We start from the raw sequence: 15,016 nt of genomic DNA, 5'->3' as shown, positions 1-15,016 counted from the left end.
AACTAATGACGAGCAACTTTCTGAAGGGCTTCGCACTGCTAGTGCTGGCCCTTGCTGCGACGCCGGCCAGCGCGGCCGCGTTGTACAGCAATGAGATGGCGTCGGCGTCGGGCTGGGGCTTCAACGCCTTTGGTTCGGCCGCCTCGGCCGGCGACTACGCCGTCACCTTTGGCTACGACTACAGCGCCGACTTCATCCCCGAGGCGCCCAACTCCCAGGTCGGCGACACCGCCACCAGTGGAGTGAAGCTCGAGGCCAACCTGGCCGGCGGCGCCGCCAGCGGCTTCACCCTGTACCCCACCGGTCAGAGCTTCAGCGGAAACTACCAGCTCCGCTTTGACGTCTGGATGAACTACGACGCCGACGAACGCATCAATGGCGGCTCGGCCGGCACCACCGAATTCATCGGCGGCGGCATCGGCTACGACAACGCGTCCGCCGACATCGGCGCCGGAGCCCAGATCATCGCCACCGGCGACGGCGGCTCGGGCAGCGACTGGCGGGCGTTTGCCGACGGCACGTTCCTCGCCGCGACCGAGTATGTCGCGGGCGATCGCAACGGATTTAATCCGCACTACTCCAACTTCCTGCCCGGCGTCTCGCCGCCGGCCGGCCAGTTCCAGGTCGACGACCCGGCGGGTGTCGCCGGCAGCCCTGGCTTCCAGTGGGTCACCTTCGAGGTCAACACCAACAACGGCCTGTCGACGGTCGTGCTCGAGAAGCCCAATGGCGACCGCCGGACGGTTATCGTGATCGACGAGCCGTACACCAGCGACGGCAACATCGGCCTGTACTACGCCGACCTGTTCAGCTCGGTCACGTCGCGTCCCGACTTGACGTTTGGCCTGATCGACAACGTGGTTGTCTCGGCGATCCCCGAGCCAACCGCCGGCCTGCTGCTGGCTGTTGCCGGCTGCCTGGCTGGGCTGCGTCGCCGCGTTTAGGGCGTCGCGGTGTAGATTTCCGATTGCTTCCCGCGCGGGCGCTTCGCATACGAGGCGCCCGCGCGGCACTTTGACTCTGCTGGTTTGCGACGCTTCGGTGTTGCGTAGCGGTTCGCAAGTCCGCACTGCAGACCAAGAGCCTTGCGCAAACGGAAGATTTTCTAACGAATTCAATGCCTTGCTCCCTTCGCGATTTCGCGTTTAGCTTGAAGAACTCGGGAACAGGCGCGGTTTCGACAAAGCGGCGTCACAGCCGCCTATCCAACAGAAGCTAGAGAAGGCCGTACGCTATGCCTCGCCAGTCGAACGCAATACAGGCCCCCCCCACCTCCAACCGGGGTTTCACGCTCGTCGAGCTGCTGGTGGTAATCGCCATCATCGGCATCTTGATCGCTCTGCTGCTGCCGGCCGTGCAGTCGGCCCGCGAAGCGGCCCGCCGGACCCAGTGCAAGAACCAGCTCAAGCAGATGGGCTTGGCTTCGCTGCTACACGAAGACACGCACGGCTACTTCCCCTCCGGTGGGTGGGGCGGACTCTTCTATCCGGATCCGACCCGCGGGTACGGCAAGGATCAGCCAGGCAGCTGGTACTACGGCGTCTTTAGTTACCTGGAAGAAAACTCCCTGCGTGACCTTGGCAGGAATGCAGTTGTAGGCAGCAGGGATTGGCAACAGGCCATTCTTCAGCTGATCGCCTCGCCGATCGACACCTTCAATTGCCCAAGCCGGCGGACAACCTTTATGGGCACGCAAGCCGGCGCACGGGCCTCCGAATACAACTTCGTCAGCGGTCAACCAGTCGCGTTGGGCGACTACGCCGGCAACAGCGGCGACTCCTTCCGGCACGCTCAAGACGGATTCGGCAGCAACGACATCACGCCTGTGCCCGGCTCGCTTGCCGACGCCGCGGACTTCCAGTGGCCCAAAACGACCCAGCAGTTCGTGGTTACTGCACGCGGCAGGAGCGAGAACAAGGACTTTCAGACCGGTGTGATCGGCTTCCGGAGCGAGGTCAAAATGCGTCAAGTGTCCGACGGCACTTCGAACACCTACCTGATCGGCGAGAAGTACGTCCCCACCGACGCGCACGACGGCAACACAACCGTCACCAACAACGGACGCTACGGCGACAACCAATCGATGTACTGCGGGTACGAGTGGGACAACCAGCGGGTCGCTTATAAGCCTGGCGCTCTTTCGGCTTACTCCGGCGCCACTCAAGACTCTTGGCAGCCCGCTCAAGACGCCCCCAGTGCCGAAGACCCAACCCGAGCACTGGTTGCCTTCGGCAGCGCCCACTCTGGGGGACTCAACATGGTCTACTGCGACGGTTCGGTCCAGACCGTCAACTACGACATCGACCCGCTGGTGCATCGCTACCAGGCAAACCGCTTGGACGGAGAGGTCGTCGTAGAGTAGCCAGCGACGGTGGGCTTACCCACCCTACCGAGCTGTCCGCAAGATTCTCGCCCCGGCCTCGACGACGCTGCTAGCCGGGGGACAGTCTCGTCAGCGAGCCGACTCGGCTCTGCACCTTTCGCTTGCCGCGCATCGCCGAGCACGCGCCGCGACGGGCGTTGCGTCGCCCCCTGCCCGCGGACATGATAAGGACGCGGCGCTACCGAGCCCCGCCCTACCCCGCTACGGCTGACGCGTCCCTTCCAGCCCCCGCATGCCCCTCACGGCCCCCCTGCGCAATGATTGTTTCCAGGAGCATCAAGTGGCGACACGTCCTCTTCTACACGTGGAAGAGCATGCTGTACTTCGCGGTGCTGTCGGTAGTCGCCTACGTGCTGCACCACAAGTTTGACATGGAGCGGCTCACGGTGCCGTTCAACGCGATCGCCACCCTCAGCACGGCGCTGGCCATCTTCCTCGGCTTCAAGAACAACAGCGCGTACGACCGCTGGTGGGAGGCCCGCAAGATCTGGGGCATGCTGGTCAACTACAGCCGGGCGTGGGGCCGCGAGGTGATGACGCTCGCCGTCGACCCCGTCGGCGACGAGCCCGAGGAGATGTGGAACTGGCAGCGCTCGCTGGTCTACCGCCACATCGCCTTCGTGCACGCGTTGCGGGTCAACCTCCGCGAGCGGCACCCCTACAACGAGATCGAGGAGGAGCTGTTCGAGACCCTCAACCACTTCGACGAGATCAGGCCGTTCCTCACCGAGGACGAATTCGACGAGGTCGTGCACAAACGGAACGCGCCGAACTATCTGCTGATGAACCAGGGCCGGGATCTCAAGCACGGCTACGAGCGCGGCTGGCTGTCGGACTACCGCTACGTGCGGCTCGGCGAGACCCTCAACGAGTTCCACAACCACCAGGGCATGAGCGAACGGATCAAGAACACGCCGTTCCCGCGGCCCTACAGCTTCTTCTCCCGGGTGTTCGTCTTTCTGCACGGCACGCTGGTGCCGTTCGCGTTCATCGAGGACCTCGGGCTGTTCAACATCCCGCTGTCGCTGCTGATCAACTTCGTGTTCCTCTCGCTCGACCAGATCGGCGAGCGGACCGAGGACCCGTTCGAGAACCGCCCCGACGACACGCCGCTGACCGCCATCAGCCTGACCATCGAAGAAAACCTCAAAGAGATGATCGGCGACGAGAACCTGCCGATCAAGCCGCCGCCGGTCGAGGGCGTGGTGTTCTAGACGGGCGGGTCGACGGCTGCGGGTCGCTTTTCTGCGCAGCCTCGTCACGGGGTCGCGCAGCGTGCGCCTTTGCGACGCCGGTTCCGCTATCCTGGGCTGACAGGACCAGCAACCAACCGCAGGGAGTCGATCTGATGGACAGCCGCCTACTACGCCTCGCCGCGCTGCTGCTCGTAGGAGCCGCTGCGAGCAACTCACTGGCCAAGCCGGTCGACGCCGACCTCTTGCTCAAGGGGGGCACGCTCTGCACGGGCGTGGACGCCGAACCCGAGGTCGGCGACGTCGCAGTGCGGGGCGACCGCATCGTCGCAGTGGGACGCTTCGAACCTGGCAAGATCGGCCACACGATCGACTGCCAGGGTCTCGTCGTTGCTCCCGGGTTCATCGACCTGCACAACCACAGCGACCAAACCATCGAGTCGGACGATGAAGACTCGTCCCGCGTCCCACGCATCCTTGCCGACCAAACCCGCGAGTCTGCCTTCTACTTGACCCAGGGCTGCACTACGCTGGTCACCGGCAACTGCGGCGGCGGGGCGCTGGACGTCGCGGCCTACTACCACGAGCTGGACGAGCGGCCCGCGGGCGTCAACGTGGCTCACCTGGTCCCGCAGGGCGCGGTGAGGTCCAGCGTGATAGGTGCCAAGCGCCGCCCGGCCGAGGGGGACGAGGTCGAGCGGATGCGGGCGCTCGTCCGCCAGGGGATGGAGGCGGGCGCCTGGGGCATGAGCACCGGCCTGCAGTACGTCCCCTCGGCCTACGCCGATGCCGAGGAGATCGCCAAGCTCGCGGAGGTCGTCGCCGAGTTCGGCGGCATCTACGCCAGCCACATCCGCGACGAGGGGGACGAGCTGGTCGAGTCGGTCGAGGAGGCGCTGCGTATCGGCCGCCTGTCGGGCGCGGCGGTGCACGTCTCGCACTTTAAGGCGAGCAAGCGGCGCAACTGGGGCAAGGTCCGGGCCGCGGCCGAGGTCATCGCCCGGGCGCAGGACGAGGGGCTCACCGTCACGGCCGACCAGTACCCCTACGCGGCGAGCAGCACTTCGGTTGCGGCGATGCTGCTGCCCGACGAGGAACGCGAGGGGAGCCGCCAGGATCTGACCGACCGGCTGGGCGACCCGGCGCAGCTGGCCCGGCTGCGGCCGATCATGCAGGACCTGCTCGAGGCCCGCGGCGGCATCATGGTCGCCGACTGCCCTAGCCTGCCGAAGTACGTCGGGCGCATGATCCGCGACATCGCCAAGGAAGAGGGCCGCGCGGCAGTAGACGTAGCGATCGACGTAGTCCGCGCCGGCGAGGAGGCCGGCGTCAGCTTCAGCATGGACGAGCGCGACGTCCGCTGGGTGATGTCGCTGCCGTGGGTCGCGACCGCCTCGGACGGCAGCGTCAAAGTGCCCGACGGGACCAAGCCCCACCCGCGGAGCTTCGGGACGTTCCCGCGGAAGATCGGGCGCTACGCCGCCGAGGAGGGCGTGGTCTCGCTAGCCCGGGCGGTCCGCAGCGCCAGCGGCCTGCCGGCCGACATCCTCGGGATGGAGGACCGGGGCTACCTGCGGGAGGGGCTGGCGGCCGACATCGTGGTGCTGGACGCCGCGACGTTCCGCGACCACGCGACCTTCGAGTCGCCCACCGAGAACTCCACCGGCGTGCGGTGGCTGCTGGTCAACGGCGAACTGGCCATCGACGACGGCCAGCTCGTGAAGACCGACGCCGGGCGGACGCTCCGCAAGCCGTCCGCCGCTGAATGAAGGTCGGCTACTGTCCGCCGCCGCACATCTCGTCGAAGCGGCGCTGCATCTCCTCGGGCGACACGTCCTCAATGGGGGATCCCAGCAGCCACTCGTGCCCGAATGGGTCAAGCAGCTTGGCCGACCGCTCGCCGTAAAACTGGTCTGCTGGCTCCATGAGCAGGGTCGCCCCGGCGGCCACCGCCTGGGCGGACAACGCGTCGACGTCGTCGACATGCAGGTGCACCGACGAGCCGGTCCCGCCGAACGCCTGCGGCCCGTGGACGCCGTACTCTGGGTACTCGTCTGAGAGCATGATCGTGTGATCGCCAAACCTGAGTTCGGCGTGACCGACCCTGCCCGAAGGCTCCGACAGTCGGAAACTCTCAACCGCGCCGAATGCTCGGCCGTAGAAGTCGATCGCCTCGGCGGCTCCACGGACACGCAGGTAGGCGTATGCCTGGTTGATCCTATCGTCGAGTTTCGCTGGCCCGTTCTGGGCTGATTTTGATCGTGGCCAAAGCTACTCGCCGGCCGACTCGGCCGCGCGCTGCTCGGCATCGTGCACGACCTCGGTCTCGGGCAGCTCGCCAACCTTGGGGCGCCGCTTCTTGCGGACCCGATCGGGGATCATCGACCGCATCTGCTCGAGCTTGCCAAAGCAGAGCATCCGGTCGCCCGGCTCGAGGGTCCGCTTGAGCCGCGGGTTCGGGATCACGGTGGTGCCGCGGTAGAGCGTCAGCACGTTGATGTCGCGTTCGGGCAAGCCGGACTCGTCGATCGACTTGCCAACGAACTCGGAGCCCTCCGGCACGTGGATCTCCGAGACGCCGTACCCGCGGCTAACGGTCAGCCGCTGGCGGAGGTCGATCTCGCGGAAGTCGACCTGGGCGGCGATGTAGTCAACGATCGCACCAGCGATGTCGAGCTGCGTGCAGAGCTCGATCCCCTCCAGGCCGGGCGAGGAGTTGACCTCCATGATCTGCGGCCCGCTGGTCGACTCCAGCATATCGACGCCGGCGATCCGGAGGCCGAGGATCTGAGCGGCGCGGACGGCGGTCTCGCAGAAGTTCTCGTCGAGGTCGACCGGCTCGGTCTTGCCGCCGCGGTGGACGTTGCTGCGGAACTCGGTACCCTGGGCGACGCGACGCATCGCGCCGATCACGCGGTCGCCGACGACGAACGCGCGGATGTCCTTGCCCTTGCTTTCTTTGACGAATTTCTGCACCAGCACGTTCTGCTGCGTGGACTGCAGGGTCTCGATGATGGCCTCGGCGACCTTGACGCTCTCGGCCAAGATCACGCCGACGCCCTGCGTCCCCTCGAGCAGCTTGATCACCACCGGGGCGCCGCCGATGCGTTCGATTGCCGGCAGGATGTCCTTGCGGTCGCGTACGAACGTGGTGGCCGGCATGCCGAGCTGATGGCGGCTGAGCACCTGCATCGTCCGCAGCTTGTCTCGCGAGGCGGTGATGCCGGCCGACGAGTTGGCGGAGAAGACGTCCATCTGCTCGAACTGCCGCACCAACGCGGTGCCGAAGTAGGTGATCGAGGCCCCGATCCGCGGGAGCACGGCGTCGTAGTGGCTGAGCTGCTTGGAGCGGAAGAACAGGTCGGGCTCGCCCTGTTCCAGGTCGATCGAGAACTTCAGCGTGTCGAGCACCTTCACGTCGTGACCGCGGCTCACCGCGGCCTCGCGGAGCCGGCGGGTGCTGTAGCAGTTGCGGTTGCGGGAAAGGATGCCAAGTTTCATAGAATCAACACTGGTTGAGTTGCGTGAGGGGCGGGGGCGAGGCGGCGAGCCGGCTCACTTGTTCCGGGGTCCGCCCACGTAGGAGCGCCCCGAGTCCACGACGAATCGGTCTCGCAGGGCCTCGCGGCCAAGCAGCATGCGGAAGCCCATCTGGTCGCGGTTGGCGAGCGTCAGCTCGATCTCAAAGGCCTGGCCGGCCACGACGATTTCCGTCAGGATCACCGGTCGCAGCGCCTCGTGGCCCGAAGAGCTCCGCACCTTGCGGAACTCGTGGACCGGCCACTCGCACTCGACCGTCGGCTTGGTCTTGCGTTGCTCCGGGTGTACTTGGAAGCGGACGTGCGGAGCGCCGTCCTTCTCGAAGGTCTTGACCCGGAACGCGTGCAGCGACGACGTCCTGGCGCCGGTGTCGACCTTGGCCTTGATCGCCTGGACACCAAGCAGGTCGAGTCGGACCCACTCCCGCCAACCGACCACAGCGAGTTCGCGTGTTTTCTTCTTCCGTGGCAACGCGTGCTCAATCCGAATAGGTAAGATCCGAACAATGCAGGGATGCTTTTGATTGTAGGCCGCCACGCGATTATTCGTAAGGCGCCCGCGACCGCGTGCCGGGCGGCCCCCTCTTGCCTGACCGCTACGCCCGGCCCCGCGCAGCGCGCCGGGCACAGGGTTCACCGCGAGTCGCTGGCGCCGAGTGCACCACGACGCCGATAAGCTGCGTGAGAAGCCGCGTCCCCAAGCGGGCCGGCGCCCTTCCTATCCGGCCGGAGCGACAGCCCCATGGTAGACCTGCAACTGGATTGCCAAGGGCTGAACTGCCCGATGCCGATCGTCGAGCTGACGAAGGCGGCCCGCGGCCTGGGCCCCGGCAAGAGGATCGAGGTCACCGCCACCGACCTTGCGTTCCGTCCCGACCTCGAGGCCTGGGCCCGACGCACCGGACACACCGTCGACCAGTTCACCGAAGAAGAAGAGCTGCAGCGGGCGGTCATCACCCTCGTCTAGCCACTCGCCACTTGCCACTAGACTCACGGCGCCGATACCTATGCCGCAAGACGCGCACAACGTGGTGGTCATCCTGACAGTCGGCAAGTCGGACAACGGCAAGAACGCGACTCTCGCCTTCTCCTGCGGGCTGGCCGCCACCGCTGTCGGGCACAACGCTGTGGTGTTCCTTACCAGCGACGGCGCGGTGTGGGGTTACAGCGGCAGCGCCCAGGGCATCGCGGTACAGGGGTTCCCGCCGCTGACGGAGCTCATCGACAACTACCTGGCCGCAGGCGGGCGACTGATCATGTGCTCGGTCTGCCGGAACACGTGCATCACCGGCGGCCCCGACGCCCCGCCCGCAGCGGAAGTCTTATCGGAGGCCGAAGACGGCGGCTTCACCACCGTGATCGATCTGGCGACCGACGGCACCATGGTGACATTCTAGCGAGCCCGATCAACGCCCCGCCCCGGCAGCCCTCCACACTCGCCGAGCTAGGGCGTGATCACGGCGCCTCGCGGCCCAACGGCAATCTCAACGGGCTGTCAGACCGACGTCCTGGCCTGAGCGTCAAGCCAGTCCACGTAGTCGTCGGCGGTCATTGGCTTGCCGAAGTAGTAGCCCTGCAGGGTCGTGCAGCCGATCTCCGACAACAGCTCGGCCTGCTCGGCGGTTTCGACCCCCTCGGCCACGACGTTCAGCCCCAGGCCGGCGCCGAGCGACACCACCGAACGGACCACCGCCTGCGACTGCCAGTCGGTGGTGACGTCGCGGATGAAGGTGAGGTCGATCTTCAGCGTGTGCAGGCGGAAGTGCTTCAGGTAGCTCAGCGACGAGTAGCCGGTGCCGAAGTCGTCGACCGCGACGTTGAACCCGAGTGCCGCCAGCGAGTCGATGACCTCGACCGCGTGGTCGACGTCCTCCATCATCGCGCACTCGGTGATCTCGAGCTCGAACCATTCGGCACGGGCGCTGGTCTCTGCCAGCACGTCCTGCAACGAGCTCACGAAGCCGGGGTGCCGCAGCTGGTGGGGCGAGACGTTCACCGCCACCGAGGGCTCGCGGCCGCACGCGGCCCAGTCGCGGGCCTGCTCGGCCGCGGTGCGGAACACCAGCTCGCCAAACGGAACGATCAGACCGGTCTGCTCGGCGATCGGCACAAACTCGCTGGGCGGGATCAGCTTGCCCTCGGGCGTCCGCCAGCGGGCCAGCGCCTCGCAGCCAATTGGCTTGCGTGTCGCGGCGCACACCTTGGGCTGGAAGCAGAGTGTGATCTCGCCGCCGCGTAGCGCCTGACGTAATCGGGTCTGCACCTGGTGCCGGGTGTTGACGCCGTCTTCCATCTCGGGGGAGAACACCCGCACGCCGTTCTTGCCGGCCGACTTGGCGGCGTACATCGCGATGTCCGCCTGCCGCATCATATCGCCGACCTCGCCCTTTCCCTTCACGCTGCTCACCAGACCAATGCTGAGTCCGACGGTCGCCTCGGTCCCCTCGAGGTGGAACGGGCGGCGGAACTCGTTGAGCAGCTCTTTGAGCGTGTCGAGCAGCCGCGGCGGCTGGTGGCGTGGTTCGGTGAGGATCATGGCGAACTCGTCGCCGCCGAAGCGGGACAGGAACGCGTCCGGGCCCATCATCCGTTGGATCCGTTCGCCGACCCCGCGGAGCAGCATGTCGCCGGCGGCGTGTCCGGAGGTGTCGTTGACGTGCTTGAAGTTGTCGAGGTCCAGGAAGCAGACCGTGACGCTCTGCTCTGGGTCCGCGGGGTCGTCCAGCAGCTGCTGCAGGTGGTCGCGGAACCAGCGGCGGTTGGGCAGGCCGGTGAGGATGTCGCTGCGGGCCTGCGAGCGGAGCATCTCCTGGGCCTCTTCGAGCTCGGTGATGTCCGACACCAGGGCGATGAAGCGTTGCTTCGACTCGAGCGACGGGCTCAGCGACACCCACACCTGGCGGTCGCCGTGCGTGGGGTGGCTGGCGCAGGCCTTGCCGGACCAGGATCGCCCGAGGGCCACGTCGCGGAGAACGCCAGCGGCGTCGCCGGCGGCGAAGTTGAGCAGCTGACCCAGCATCCCGCCCGCCACGTCGCGTGGGGTGGCGCCGGTCATCGTGAGGAAGGCCGGGTTGGCCTCGCAGATTGCCCCCTCGGTGGTCAGGATCGCGACTCCCTCCGACGCGCCATTGAAGACGCTCGCGAGCAGCCGCAGGCGTTCCTCGCGGAGCCGATCCTCGGTGATGTCGCGCGACGTTGAGACGATGTACCGGTCGCCCTGCTCGTCGCCGAACACCGACCGCTTGACCGACAGGACAGCGCGTTCACCGTTGGGCAGGGTGCGGTCGTGCTCGCAGCTGAACTCGCCCGCCTCGAGCGCCTGCTCGTCACAATCGCGGAAACCCTGGCAGGACTGCGGGCCCAGCACGTCCGTGATCTTCCTGCCAATGACGTCGGCGCGGTCCTGGCCGACAAACTCGCAGAACGCGTTGTTGGCGAGCACGAGCGTCTGGTCGTCCCGGGTCACCGCGAGCTGGTCGGGGACCGCGTTGAGGATATTGCGGAGGAAGTCGCGGCGCCGCTGCAGCTCGTTCTCAAATTGCTTGCGGGTGGTGATGTCTCGCACGACAACCACCGACTGCTGGCGGTTGTCGATGCCGAACGCGCCGAGTGTCACCTCGGCCCAGAACTCACCGCCTGCGCCGCCGGGGAACAGCGCCTCGACGACCACCGGCTTGTCGGCCGTAAGGCATTCGAAGGCGTCGCGTAACGAGGCGGACCCGTCCTCCCCGCCGCTGCACAGGGCGACTTCGAACGCCGCCGGCCAGGCGTCGATGATGTCCTCCCGCGCACCGCCCAGCAGCCGAACGGCGTTCTCGTTGCAGGCGATGCAACGCTGCTCGGAGAACACGAGCACGCCGTCGTTGGTGTTTTCGAAGACCGTCGCGGCCAGGCGGTAGTTGTCCTCCGCTGCCCGCTCCGCGACGAGTCTCGCGTCGGCCAGCCGCTGCTTGGTAGTCTCGAGCTCGTCGATGGTCTCGGCGGAGCGGACCAGCGCGTCGGCCTGGGCGCGCATCAGCGACTCCGACCTCGCGGCCATTTTCTCGATTGTGTGGTCCCGCTCGACCAACGCGTCACGCAGCTCGGCCAGCAGCCCGGCTAGGGCGTCGCGGCCCTGCGGAAGCGGGCCGGCTGGCGGGGCTTCCTCGGCCAGGACGTCACGCAGCAGCCCGTCGATGCGGTCGAGCAGCGGGTCGACGCCGGCGTCGGCGGGCGCGCGCGGCACCGCGTCTGGTTCAGCGTCGGCGGCGGATTTGGGATTGTCGCTCGTCATGGACCGGCTAGGCCAGGGCTCCCGTGGTTGCGCGGGGCCGGCGGCGGCTTGGCGTCGCTAGATGAACAGGGTGGTGTTGGCGGCGGCGGCCTCGTCGACGAAGCTTGCCACGCCGCAGAACTCAATATTCGGGTAGTCGATCAGCTCCTCGCGGCGGATGCCCATCAGCTGCATCGACATCTCGCAGACGCGGATCTTCACGCCCAGTTCTGCAGCGGTCTGGATCAACTCGCCGAGGTCCGCGATGTTCTTGCGCTTCATCTCCCGGCTCATCAACGCCCTGCCGATGCCGCACATGTCCATTTTGGAGAGCTTGGTGGCGCCGGCCGATCCCGGCAGCATCCAGCCGAAGGCGCGTTCGACGATTGACTTCTTGCCGAACTGGGGCCCCCCCTTCTTGAGCGCGGCGGTCCCCCAGAACGTGAAGAACATCGAGACCTCCATGCCGCAGGCGGCGGCACCGGTCGCCATCACAAAGGCGGCCAGCAGACGGTCGCGGTGGGCCTCGAACACCAGCAGGTTCATCCGGTTCGGGTCGACCCTGCTCGACGCGACCAGCCGCTCCAAGTGCTCCAGCCGCGCCTCGATTGCCTGCAGCGAGCCGCCAGACGCGGGGTCCGCGGGGGCGTCAACTGCGGACGCGGTTGGGGCGTCGATCGCCATCGATTCTCTCTCTTGGATGCAACTCGCGATGCACGAACGACCCGCAGATGCGGCCTCCCCCATCCTGGTGGCGTCCGTCTCCCTAGACCTAAAACCGTAGCCCACCCACGAGCCGTTAGGTTTTCCGAACGCTGCGGCCGTGTGGGTCGGTCGGCAAGTACCCGGCGGGTTGTGATGGGGGGGCTGAATAGCGCGGCTGTGACACCTGCCCGGCATGCCGCATGCGCTGTGATGCAGACGGAGCTCCGTCGCACGGCGCCGTTGCTGGTTTCACCTAGACCAGCTCCTCAACGGCTTCAGACCGACTAGAATCTCGGTCATGGACCGATTGATCTTTGGATGCGGCTACTTGGGACAGCGGGTGGCCCGCTTGTGGCGAGACGCGGGGGACAGCGTCGCGGTAGTGACGCGCGACGCAGGGCGCGGCGAGCGGTTTGCGCAGCAGGGGTTCACTCCCCTGATCGCCGACGTCACGCAACCCAACACGCTGACGGCGGTGCGCGAGTCGCCGGTCGACACGCTGCTGTACGCGGTCGGCTACGACCGCTCGGCCGAGCCTTCGATCCACGAGGTCTACGCCGAGGGCCTGCGCAACGTCCTCGCCGCGCTGCCGGCTGGTACCCGGCGTGTGATCTACATCAGCACAACCGGCGTGTACGGCCCGGCCAGCGGCGACTGGGTCGACGAGCAGACGCCGCCGAACCCGCTCCGCGACGGCGGCCGTGCGTCGCTCGCCGCCGAGCGGGTGCTGGCCGAGAGCCCGTTCGCAGCGCGCGGCGTGGTGCTGCGTCTGGCGGGCATCTACGGCCCCGACCGCGTGCCCTTCCTCAAGCAACTCGAGGCGGGCGAGCCGATCGAGGCGCCCTCCAGCGGATGGCTCAACCTGATCCACGTCGACGACGCGGCCTCGGTTGTGCAACGAGCCGCCGCGGTGCCAGCAGCGACCGCCGAAATCGGCGTTGAGAATGGGTCGCAACTATACTGCGTTTCTGACGGCGCACCGGTCCTCCGCGCCGACTACTACGGCGAGGTCGCGCGGCAGATTGGCGCCGATCCCCCGGCATTCGTCGCCCCAGCGGCCGATTCTCCCCGCGCCGCCCGGGCGGCGGCCGACAAGCGGATCTCCAATCGACGCCTGCGTGAGCGGCTCAAAATCGAGCTCGCCTACCCGAGTTACCGAGAAGGCTTAGCCAGCGTCCTTGGCAATCGTTCACCCAACGGTTAGAAGTGTAGGCTGCCCACGGCGGACCGACCGCCGCTTCTTTCCGGCCTGCTCTCACGCGAATCACGACCACGGATGCTCCAGCGTACGCCCCTATTTCCCAACGTCATCGAGCTGAACCACCAGGCTCGGCAGCGCATCACCTGCAGCGTTTACCTGATCTACGACGACCAGGCGTGGACCCTGATCGACATCGGGTACGAGGACGCCGTTGATGACTGCATCGAGCTGATCCGGCAGCTGGACTTCCCGTTCTCGCGGTGCGCGACGCTGATCGCCTCGCACGCGGACGTCGACCACATCCAGGGGCTCTCAAAGGCCAAGCAGCTGCTCAAGACCACCGTCACCTGCCACCCGGTGGCGGCGTCCAAGCTCGAAATCGGCGACGTCATCTCGACCTTCGCCAAGATCGACGCCCAGGGCATCGACCTGGCGATGCCTCCGGTCAAGTGCGAGAACCAGGTCAAGGACGGCGACACCATCAAGGTAGGCGGGCTAGAGCTCGAGGTCTGGCACACGCCCGGCCACACCGACGGGCAGCTCTCGTTCCGGATGGGCGATCTCTTGTTCTCCGGCGACAACCTGTTCCGCGACGGCTGCGTCGGCGCGATCGACGCCCACCACGGCAGCAGCATCCCGTCGTTCATTTCTTCGCTCACCCGCATCCGCGACAGCGATGTGAAGTGGCTGCTGCCGAGCCACGGGCCGGTGTTCCGCAAAGAGAACGCGCTGATCGACAAGACCATCGCCCGGCTCGAGGGCTATCTGCACATGGCCGACTTCGGCACCTGCGCCGTCGACTGGCCGCTGATGGACGTGTGGGAGCGGGAGCTCTCCGCGGGGAAGAATCCGGAGTAGGATAGGCAGAGCAACGATGACTCCGCCCTCTTTAGGCGACGGAGCCGTGACGCTTAATTGCCCTCCCCTCCCTCACCCCACGCCCTCCCCTCCCCATGTACGAAATCTCCGACGACATCCTCGGCATCATCTTCGACTGCGACGGCACGCTGACCGACTCGATGCCGGTGCACTACCTGTCGTGGAAGCAGGCGTTCGATGCGCACGGGATCGAGTTCACCGAGGAGCGTTTCTACGCGATGGGCGGCATGCCGAGCGACAAGATCGTCGCGGAGATCGGCGCCGAGAACGGCAAGCAGCTCGACGCCGACGAGGTGGCTCATGAGAAGGAAACCAACTTTGTCGAGCTGCTGCCCAAGGTGCCGCCGCTCGAGACCGTTGTCGCGGTCGCCAAGCAGCAGAAGGGCCAACGCAAGATCGCGGTCGCCAGCGGGGGCTTCCGCTGGGTGATCGACAAGCAGCTTCAGCACATCGGCCTGGCCGACTGGTTCGACGCGATCGTCACGGCCGAGGACACCGAGAAGCACAAGCCGGAGCCCGACGTGTTCCTCGAGGCCGCCCGGCGGCTCGGCGTGCCGGCCGACACGTGCCTGGTGTTCGAGGACTCGGAGCTCGGCCTCGAGGCGGCCCGCCGCGCCGGCATGCCGGCGGTGGACGTCCGCGAGCCGCAGTGGGGCAGCAGCTCGGTCTGAGGCGCCGCCACGGGCGGCCAACTCGCGAAGACCTTCGACGTGCAGAACAGGACGTTCAGCACGGTCATCTGCGTCTAGTGCAGCGCCACCGAGATCTACCGCGCCAGCAGCTCGACCCTGGGCAATGGGTTCGATCTCTTTTATTCCTGACTGCGCGGCGAATGAACCCGCAACGTTGAGCCTGCTCACGCGG

At 66.8% G+C, this 15,016-nt stretch carries 14 protein-coding genes and 1 pseudogene; 10 read left to right on the top strand and 5 right to left on the bottom strand.

The window, feature by feature from the left end:
- The first annotated feature begins 5 nt into the window (after positions 1-5).
- From Pla123a_RS07675 to Pla123a_RS07660, 4 genes are all read left to right on the top strand, one after another.
- On the top strand, positions 6-944 hold the full coding sequence (locus Pla123a_RS07675) for a hypothetical protein (protein WP_146585536.1): 939 nt from the start codon (positions 6-8) through the stop codon (positions 942-944).
- Positions 945-1,234: 290 nt separating this feature from the next.
- Positions 1,235-2,362, top strand: coding sequence for a DUF1559 family PulG-like putative transporter (locus Pla123a_RS07670; RefSeq protein WP_146585534.1), 1,128 nt, complete (start codon positions 1,235-1,237; stop codon positions 2,360-2,362).
- Positions 2,363-2,640: 278 nt separating this feature from the next.
- Positions 2,641-3,597 (top strand): bestrophin family protein, encoded by a 957-nt coding sequence (locus tag Pla123a_RS07665; RefSeq protein ID WP_146585533.1) that lies wholly within the window; start codon positions 2,641-2,643, stop codon positions 3,595-3,597.
- A 134-nt stretch (positions 3,598-3,731) separates the two neighbouring features.
- Positions 3,732-5,345 carry an N-acyl-D-amino-acid deacylase family protein gene (locus Pla123a_RS07660; protein ID WP_146585531.1) on the top strand — a complete coding sequence of 538 codons (1,614 nt, stop codon included), beginning with the start codon at positions 3,732-3,734 and terminating at the stop codon, positions 5,343-5,345.
- A gap of 7 nt (positions 5,346-5,352) precedes the next feature.
- Here Pla123a_RS07660 and Pla123a_RS07655 read toward each other — a convergent pair whose 3' ends face one another.
- The 3 genes from Pla123a_RS07655 to Pla123a_RS07645 form a co-directional block, all read right to left on the bottom strand.
- Positions 5,353-5,772 carry a VOC family protein gene (locus Pla123a_RS07655; protein ID WP_261342751.1) on the bottom strand — a complete coding sequence of 140 codons (420 nt, stop codon included), beginning with the start codon at positions 5,770-5,772 and terminating at the stop codon, positions 5,353-5,355.
- A gap of 75 nt (positions 5,773-5,847) precedes the next feature.
- Complete coding sequence (locus Pla123a_RS07650; protein ID WP_146585527.1) at positions 5,848-7,077, bottom strand: RimK family alpha-L-glutamate ligase; 1,230 nt, start codon at positions 7,075-7,077, stop codon at positions 5,848-5,850.
- 54 nt (positions 7,078-7,131) lie between these two features.
- Entirely contained in the window at positions 7,132-7,587 is a 456-nt protein-coding gene (locus Pla123a_RS07645) for an ATP-dependent zinc protease family protein (RefSeq protein ID WP_231956357.1), read from the bottom strand.
- Between the two features lie 270 nt (positions 7,588-7,857).
- Here Pla123a_RS07645 and Pla123a_RS07640 point away from each other — a divergent pair, with 270 nt between their 5' ends.
- Together Pla123a_RS07640 and Pla123a_RS07635 are read left to right on the top strand one after the other, a co-directional pair.
- Positions 7,858-8,082, top strand: coding sequence for a sulfurtransferase TusA family protein (locus Pla123a_RS07640; RefSeq protein WP_146585525.1), 225 nt, complete (start codon positions 7,858-7,860; stop codon positions 8,080-8,082).
- A gap of 40 nt (positions 8,083-8,122) precedes the next feature.
- The gene (locus Pla123a_RS07635; protein WP_146585523.1) at positions 8,123-8,512 is read left to right on the top strand and encodes a DsrE family protein; all 390 of its coding nucleotides are present in this window, start codon (positions 8,123-8,125) and stop codon (positions 8,510-8,512) included.
- A gap of 98 nt (positions 8,513-8,610) precedes the next feature.
- Here the strand turns inward: Pla123a_RS07635 and Pla123a_RS07630 are convergent, their stop codons facing one another.
- Positions 8,611-11,388, bottom strand: a complete 2,778-nt coding sequence (locus tag Pla123a_RS07630; protein ID WP_146585521.1) for a sensor domain-containing protein — start codon at positions 11,386-11,388, stop codon at positions 8,611-8,613.
- Positions 11,389-11,445: 57 nt separating this feature from the next.
- Positions 11,446-12,051 (bottom strand): DsrE/DsrF/DrsH-like family protein, encoded by a 606-nt coding sequence (locus tag Pla123a_RS07625; protein ID WP_146585520.1) that lies wholly within the window; start codon positions 12,049-12,051, stop codon positions 11,446-11,448.
- Between the two features lie 319 nt (positions 12,052-12,370).
- Here Pla123a_RS07625 and Pla123a_RS07620 point away from each other — a divergent pair, with 319 nt between their 5' ends.
- The 4 genes and pseudogenes from Pla123a_RS07620 to Pla123a_RS25255 all read left to right on the top strand — a co-directional run.
- On the top strand, positions 12,371-13,276 hold the full coding sequence (locus Pla123a_RS07620) for an SDR family oxidoreductase (RefSeq protein ID WP_146585518.1): 906 nt from the start codon (positions 12,371-12,373) through the stop codon (positions 13,274-13,276).
- 72 nt (positions 13,277-13,348) lie between these two features.
- Positions 13,349-14,131 carry an MBL fold metallo-hydrolase gene (locus Pla123a_RS07615; RefSeq protein ID WP_146585516.1) on the top strand — a complete coding sequence of 261 codons (783 nt, stop codon included), beginning with the start codon at positions 13,349-13,351 and terminating at the stop codon, positions 14,129-14,131.
- Between the two features lie 95 nt (positions 14,132-14,226).
- Positions 14,227-14,823 carry an HAD family hydrolase gene (locus Pla123a_RS07610; RefSeq protein ID WP_146585514.1) on the top strand — a complete coding sequence of 199 codons (597 nt, stop codon included), beginning with the start codon at positions 14,227-14,229 and terminating at the stop codon, positions 14,821-14,823.
- 9 nt (positions 14,824-14,832) lie between these two features.
- Positions 14,833-14,901: pseudogene (locus tag Pla123a_RS25255) on the top strand (zinc ribbon domain-containing protein); the annotation flags it as partial.
- Between the last annotated feature and the right edge of the window lie 115 nt (positions 14,902-15,016).

Origin of the sequence: Posidoniimonas polymericola, from assembly GCF_007859935.1 — a bacterium.
Taxonomy (GTDB): domain Bacteria; phylum Planctomycetota; class Planctomycetia; order Pirellulales; family Lacipirellulaceae; genus Posidoniimonas; species Posidoniimonas polymericola.
The sequence above is the reverse complement of the archived record's forward strand: the minus strand, read 5'-3'. Positions and strand labels throughout refer to the sequence as shown.

Coding starts and splice junctions, on each gene's coding strand:
- Pla123a_RS07670 (WP_146585534.1), top strand. CDS start 1,235: ATGCCTCGCCAGTCGAACGCAATACAGGCCCCCCCCACCTCCAACCGG.
- Pla123a_RS07620 (WP_146585518.1), top strand. CDS start 12,371: ATGGACCGATTGATCTTTGGATGCGGCTACTTGGGACAGCGGGTGGCC.
- Pla123a_RS07665 (WP_146585533.1), top strand. CDS start 2,641: ATGATTGTTTCCAGGAGCATCAAGTGGCGACACGTCCTCTTCTACACG.
- Pla123a_RS07615 (WP_146585516.1), top strand. CDS start 13,349: ATGCTCCAGCGTACGCCCCTATTTCCCAACGTCATCGAGCTGAACCAC.
- Pla123a_RS07625 (WP_146585520.1), bottom strand. CDS start 12,051: ATGGCGATCGACGCCCCAACCGCGTCCGCAGTTGACGCCCCCGCGGAC.
- Pla123a_RS07635 (WP_146585523.1), top strand. CDS start 8,123: ATGCCGCAAGACGCGCACAACGTGGTGGTCATCCTGACAGTCGGCAAG.
- Pla123a_RS07675 (WP_146585536.1), top strand. CDS start 6: ATGACGAGCAACTTTCTGAAGGGCTTCGCACTGCTAGTGCTGGCCCTT.
- Pla123a_RS07660 (WP_146585531.1), top strand. CDS start 3,732: ATGGACAGCCGCCTACTACGCCTCGCCGCGCTGCTGCTCGTAGGAGCC.
- Pla123a_RS07650 (WP_146585527.1), bottom strand. CDS start 7,077: ATGAAACTTGGCATCCTTTCCCGCAACCGCAACTGCTACAGCACCCGC.
- Pla123a_RS07630 (WP_146585521.1), bottom strand. CDS start 11,388: ATGACGAGCGACAATCCCAAATCCGCCGCCGACGCTGAACCAGACGCG.
- Pla123a_RS07640 (WP_146585525.1), top strand. CDS start 7,858: ATGGTAGACCTGCAACTGGATTGCCAAGGGCTGAACTGCCCGATGCCG.
- Pla123a_RS07610 (WP_146585514.1), top strand. CDS start 14,227: ATGTACGAAATCTCCGACGACATCCTCGGCATCATCTTCGACTGCGAC.